We start from the raw sequence: 5,516 nt of genomic DNA, 5'->3' as shown, positions 1-5,516 counted from the left end.
CCCCCGCCGACCGTTCCACCCTCACCCGGGCTGACGGGCGATCTCGGTGCGCCGCCGCGGCCCCTCATCGTGACGGGTCTTCCCGGCCTGATCGACGACCTGCTCCGGCTGGCCGCGGCCGCTGGTGTGAGCGCCACCGTGGCCGTCGAACCCACCGCGGTACGCAGGTACTGGTCGCGAGCGCCGCTCGTCATCGTCGGCATGGACCGCGCGGCGGCGTGCGTCGCCGCCGGCCTGCCGCCACGGCCGCGCTTGGTGCTCGCCGGCGGGGACGTGGACGACGGCCGGGTCTGGTCCACCGGCGCCCGGCTCGGGGCCGATCACGTCGTCTTCCTGCCCGAGGCGGAACTCTGGCTGATGGATGCCTTCGGCGCGAGCGGCGGTCCGCCCAGGGGACGGTCAGCGGCGACCCTGGGGGTCGTCAGCGGCCGGCGGGGCAGCGGCGCGTCGACGGTGGCCGTGTCGCTGGCCATCGCGGGGCTGTGCCACGAGCTGACCACCGTGCTGGTCGATGCCGACCCGCGCGGCGGCGGCCTCGGGCCCGCGTTCAGCCAGCTTCTCCCGATGGTCGACAGCTCCCACCTGTTCCGCCGGGGAACGCCACCCCCCGCGCCGCCGCCCCGAGAGGCGGCGGCGCGGGCCGACGCCAGGCCGGCCAGCGCCCGGACGCCGTGGCGCCGATCCGCGAACGCGCCGGAACGGGGCGACCTGACCGTCATGTCCTGGGATCCGCGGGCAGGCCATGTGCTTTCGCCGAGCGCCATGGCCACGGTGCTCGGCTCCGTCGATCCGGCCACGGACCTGACAATCGTCGATCTTCCCTGGCAGCAGGACCCGGCCGCCACCCTGGCGCTGGGGTCCTGCGAGACCGCCCTCGTCGTGCTGCGCGCGGACCCCCACTCGGTCGCGACGGCCGACCGGGTCTGCGCCGCTGTCCGCGACCGATGCGCCGACGTGCGTGCCGTGGTCCGGCGGGACAGCGCGGGGTCGCTCGCCCCCGCCGAGGTCAGCCGGACGCTGGGCGTGCCCCTGGCCGGTGTGGTCGGCGTCGCCGACATCCCCGTGCCGCGGACGTCGCCCGGCCGTGGCACGGGCGGACCGGCGACGAGCCCGAGCCTGATCGGCGAGCACCTGCTGGCCGGGCTCGGCATCCTCGGCGGCCGGGTCACGCGGCCCGGCTGCCCGCAGTGACGGCGATGCCCGCCCGTCGCGGCGGGCGGGCCCCGGGACGCCGGCCGGCGCCGGACGCCGACGACCCGCCCGAGGCGCCGCCAGCGCTCACCGCGATCCCGCCTTCGTCCGACCTGGCCCGCACTCCCGCCGGCGCCGGCCCGCTCGAACCCTTCCTCACCGACCCGTATGTCACGGACGTGCTGGTCAACGCCCCGGACGAGGTATGGGTGGAGCGACGCGGGCGGCTGGAGAGGACGTCGGTCGCCTTCGCCGACGAGGAGGCGGTCCGGCGCCTGGCCATCCGGTTGGCGGCGGCGGCCGGGCGGCGGCTGGACGCGGCGATGCCGTTCGCCGACATCCTGCTCGCCGACGGCACGCGCCTGCACGCGGTGCTGGCGCCCACCGCGGTACGCGGCACCTGCCTGTCGCTGCGGCGGCCGCGGCGGCGGCCCTTCACCATCGACGAGCTGTCCCTCGCCGGCACCGTGAGCCCCGCGATCGCGTCCGTCCTGCACGCGCTGCTGGCCGCCCGGCTCGCCGTCGTCGTCACCGGCGGGACCGGCACGGGCAAGAGCACCCTGCTCGCCGCGCTGCTCGGGGCGGTACGCCCAAGCGAGCGGATCGTCCTGGTCGAGGACACCGCGGAGCTGGTGGTCCCCCGGCCTGGCCTGGTCCGGCTGGAGGCCCGGCCACCGAACATCGAGGGCGCCGGTGAGGTCACCCAGCGGGAGCTGGTCCGCCAGGCGCTGCGGATGCGCCCGGACCGCCTGGTGGTCGGCGAGGTGCGCGGCGCGGAGGTGCTCGACCTGCTCGTGGCGCTGAACACCGGCCACGAGGGCGGAATGAGCACGCTGCACGCGAACGACACCGCCGCCGTTCCGAGCCGGTTGGAGGCGCTCGCCGCCCTCGCCGGGCTGTCCCGCTCCGCGGTGCACAGCCACGTCGCCGCGGCCCTGCACGCGGTCGTTCACCTCCAGCGGGACGCCGACGGCCGCCGCCGGGTCCACGCCGTAGGCGTGTTCCATCGGTCCGGTGACGGTCTGGTGCGGGTGCTGCCGGCACTGGTCACGCCGCGGCCTGGCCGAGGGGTCGGCGCGCACGGGCCTGGCGCGGAGTTGGTCGGCGCGGGGCTGCCGCTGCTGGGCCGCCTGCTGCGTGCTCGCGGCGTCGGGCTGCCCGCCCCACTCGAACCCGCGCGGCGGGCGTCCGGGCGGCCGGCGTGAGCGGGCCGCGCGGGACGGTGTCCCGGTCGGCGACCGCGGCGGCGCTCGGGGCGATGCTCCTCGGCGCCATGGCCGGGCTGGCCAGTGGTCCCGTCGCCGCCGTAACGATCATGATCGCGATCGTCTGTCTCGCCCGGGCCACGCGGCGCGCCCGCGCGCGGCGACGCCACGAGGAGGTACGGGCCGGCGCCGAGGACCTCCTCGCGGCGTTCGCCGCCGAGCTCGACGCGGGGGGCGCGCAGCAGCCCGCGCTGCGGGCCGCCGCGCAGGCGCTCGCGGGACACGCCACCACATTCGCCGCGCGGGACCCGGGCTGGATTCCCCTTGGCGATCTGGCGGCGGAACTTACCGGTCCGGACGACCCCGGCGTGGTCCTGTGCCGATGCGAGGCGTCGGCCGTACGCCAGCTCGGGATCGCCTACCAGGTGTGCACGATGATGGGCGCGCGGCTCGCCCCGGTCGCGGCGATGCTGGCGGTTCACGCCCGGGCGGACGCTGTGCGGGCTGGCGAGCTGACGGCCGCGCTCGCCGGGCCCCGAGCCTCCGGGCGGCTGGTGGCCTCACTGCCCGTCGCCGGCATCGCTCTGGGCTCGCTCGCCGGAGCGAGCCCCCTGCACACACTGCTCCACACCCCGGCCGGCGCCGCGTGCCTCGCGCTCGGGATGCTCGCCGATCTGGTCGGGCTGCGGTGGATGCGGGCGTTCGCCGCCGCGGTCGAGCGAAGGGCGGCCCCGGTCGCGCTGGACGCCGCACGGCGAGGCGCCCCAGCCGGCGCCGCCACCGAGCACGGCCGGCTGATCGCCGATCTGCCGCTGGCCCTCGACCTGGTCGCGGCCTGTCTGCGTGGCGGTGCGACCGTCGCCGCGGCGCTGGCCGCGGTGGGCACGGCCACCGGCGGCACGCTCGGTCGTGAGCTGCGTCGTGCCGCCGCCGCGCTCGCCGACGGCGACCCCGCCCTGCGCGCGTGCACCGAGCTGGTCCGTGCCAGCACGCCCCACCGGCCGTTCGATCGGCTGCCGGCCGGGTTCCGCCGGGGCCCGCTGCGCTCGCCCCGGTCCCGATGGACGGTGATGACGCGCGCCGCCGTCGCCGCCTTCGACCGGGCCCAGGTCTCGGGAGCGAGACCCGCGGCCACCCTCACCCGCCTCGCCGCGCGCGCCCGCGACGAGGCGCACGCGGAGATCATCGCCGCCGCCCGCCGGGCCGGCGTCCTGGCGGTCGTGCCGCTCGGCCTGTGCTTCCTGCCCGCGTTCCTGCTCCTCGGTGTCGTCCCCGCCGTCCTCGGTTCCCTCCCCGGGCTGCTGCCGGCGTGATCACGACGTCTCCCCGCAACCACCCACCCCCTGACCCGGAGGTATCCGATGTACCGACCACCAGGCATGTTCCGACCGCGGGTCACGACCCGACCGGCCAGATCGTCCCGGCGTCCCGGGCACCCGTACCGCCGCCGGCCGGTCCGAGGCGCACTGCGCCGGATCCCGATCGGCCGCCGCGGCGGCGTCACCGGAGGCGACCTGGGCATGTCCACGGCCGAGTACGCGATCGGCACACTCGCCGCCGTCGCCTTCGCCAGCGTCCTCTACGCGGTCGTGACCAGCTCGGCGATCCGATCGCTGATGTCCTCGGTCGTGCAGCGCGCGCTGACGGTGTCGTTCTGAGCCGCCGTCATGCGCCACGCCGCAACACTACGTCGACACGCCGCGACGCGAACCGGGCGCGGCCGGCGCGACGCCGGTCAGGCCACCGCCGAGCTCGCCGTCGGCCTGCCCACCCTGTTCGTGGTCTTCCTCCTTGCCGCCTGGCTGCTCGGTGCCGTGTCCGCCGCGGCCCGCTGCGCCGACGCGGCGCGGATCGGCGCCCGCCTGGCAGCACGAGGCGAACCGGACGCTTCGGCGGCCGCCATGGCGGCGCGGGCCGCGCCGCCCGGCGCCGAGGTGCGAATACGCCACGGGAACGAACTGGTGAACGTCGAGGTCTCGGCTCGGATCGGGGCAGCCGGGCTCGGCCGGCTCGTCCCGGATCTGGTGGTGAATGCCCGCGCCGTCGCCGCGGCCGAGGCCACCAACAGCCCTCCGGCCCCAGCCCCAGCGAACTCGCCAACCGCCTCCGCCATGCCCCGGCCTGCGGCCTCCGCGCCCGCCCGGGCCGGGCCATGACCGGCTGGATGGCCTTCGGGAGGAGACGTCATGCCCGCGATCCCACCTCCGCGGGCGGCGGCCGGCTCCCCGCGGACGCCGGATCGGCAACGGTCCTGCTGCTGGCCGCGATGCTCGCGCTGGGGTGCCTGGCCGGGCTCGCCCTCACCCTCACGACGATCGGTGCCGCGCGCCAGCGCGCGGCGGCCGGCGCCGATCTCGCCGCGCTCGCCGCCGCCGGCATGCCCCCCGCGGACGCGGCGTCCGTCTGCTCCCGCGCGGCGCGGATCAGCGCGGCGAACGGAACGCTCCTGGTCGACTGTCACGTCGTCGCCGACGCCGTCGAGGTCACCGTCCAGGTCGCCCTGCCGGGCGTGCGAGCCGATGTCACCGCGCATGCCCGCGCGGGGCCGTGGGGGCAGGCCGCTGGCGCCTACCAGCCGCCCACCGATCCCACCGACACCACCGACACCACCGACACCGGCCTGGGTCAGGAACGCGCGTCGACGGGGCGCTGAGCCGGCCGGTCGCCCGCATCGCCGCCGCGGCCGTCCCGCCGGCGTAGGTCGGCCACCCTGGCCACGATCCGGTCGCCGCGGCGGGGGTGGGTGTTCGGGGCGCCGCTCGTGGTCCCGCCGTCCGAGTCGGGTCGCGGCGGCGTGGGCACCCGCATGGCGGAGCGCACCGGCGCGCCTTCTCGTTCCGGCTCCCCTGCCCAGGCAGGCGCGGCGTCGCGCTTTGACAGGTCCTCGCCCTTCGACGAGGCGTCACCCCTCGACGAGGCGTCGCGCTTCGCGGGTGCGTCACGCTGGGGGGCGCGGTCCTCCCCCACGGTGGCGGTCGGGGCGCCAGCGGTCGCCGGGATGGCGTCAGACCGCCGCGACGCCGCGGAACGTCGGCCGACGATGCCGGTCGGCCGCTCTCGCGGCTCGGCCGGGCGGCTCGCCGCCGACGCGGTGGCCGCGGCCCCGGCGCCGGCGGGGGC

Annotated in this window: 6 protein-coding genes and 1 pseudogene; 6 read left to right on the top strand and 1 reads right to left on the bottom strand. The window is 77.7% G+C overall.

The features are described from left to right. The 6 genes from ssd to C1A33_RS19040 form a co-directional block, all read left to right on the top strand. The coding region (gene ssd / locus C1A33_RS19065) for a septum site-determining protein Ssd (protein ID WP_133150729.1) at positions 1–1,191 on the top strand (1,191 nt) is incomplete at its 5' end. Between the two features lie 5 nt (positions 1,192–1,196). Further along, entirely contained in the window at positions 1,197–2,396 is a 1,200-nt protein-coding gene (locus tag C1A33_RS19060) for a TadA family conjugal transfer-associated ATPase (protein WP_101832809.1), read from the top strand. Next, the gene (locus C1A33_RS19055) at positions 2,393–3,709 is read left to right on the top strand and encodes a type II secretion system F family protein (protein WP_243407719.1); all 1,317 of its coding nucleotides are present in this window, start codon (positions 2,393–2,395) and stop codon (positions 3,707–3,709) included. The genes C1A33_RS19060 and C1A33_RS19055 overlap by 4 nt, the downstream gene beginning before the upstream one ends. A 48-nt stretch (positions 3,710–3,757) precedes the next feature. Next, a complete protein-coding gene (locus tag C1A33_RS37490) occupies positions 3,758–4,054 on the top strand; it encodes a DUF4244 domain-containing protein (RefSeq protein WP_341477241.1) in 297 nt (98 codons plus the stop codon). Between the two features lie 9 nt (positions 4,055–4,063). After that, positions 4,064–4,552, top strand: coding sequence for a TadE family type IV pilus minor pilin (locus C1A33_RS19045; RefSeq protein ID WP_207770382.1), 489 nt, complete (start codon positions 4,064–4,066; stop codon positions 4,550–4,552). An 8-nt stretch (positions 4,553–4,560) separates the two neighbouring features. Then, positions 4,561–5,049, top strand: a complete 489-nt coding sequence (locus tag C1A33_RS19040) for an Rv3654c family TadE-like protein (protein ID WP_243407718.1) — start codon at positions 4,561–4,563, stop codon at positions 5,047–5,049. Here C1A33_RS19040 and C1A33_RS35040 read toward each other — a convergent pair. Next, a pseudogene (locus tag C1A33_RS35040) lies at positions 5,022–5,516 on the bottom strand (hypothetical protein); the annotation flags it as partial. The gene C1A33_RS19040 and the pseudogene C1A33_RS35040 overlap by 28 nt on opposite strands.

This window comes from Frankia canadensis (genome assembly GCF_900197875.1).
Lineage (GTDB): Bacteria > Actinomycetota > Actinomycetes > Frankiales > Frankiaceae > Frankia > Frankia canadensis.
This window is presented reverse-complemented; position numbering and strand designations above follow the sequence as displayed.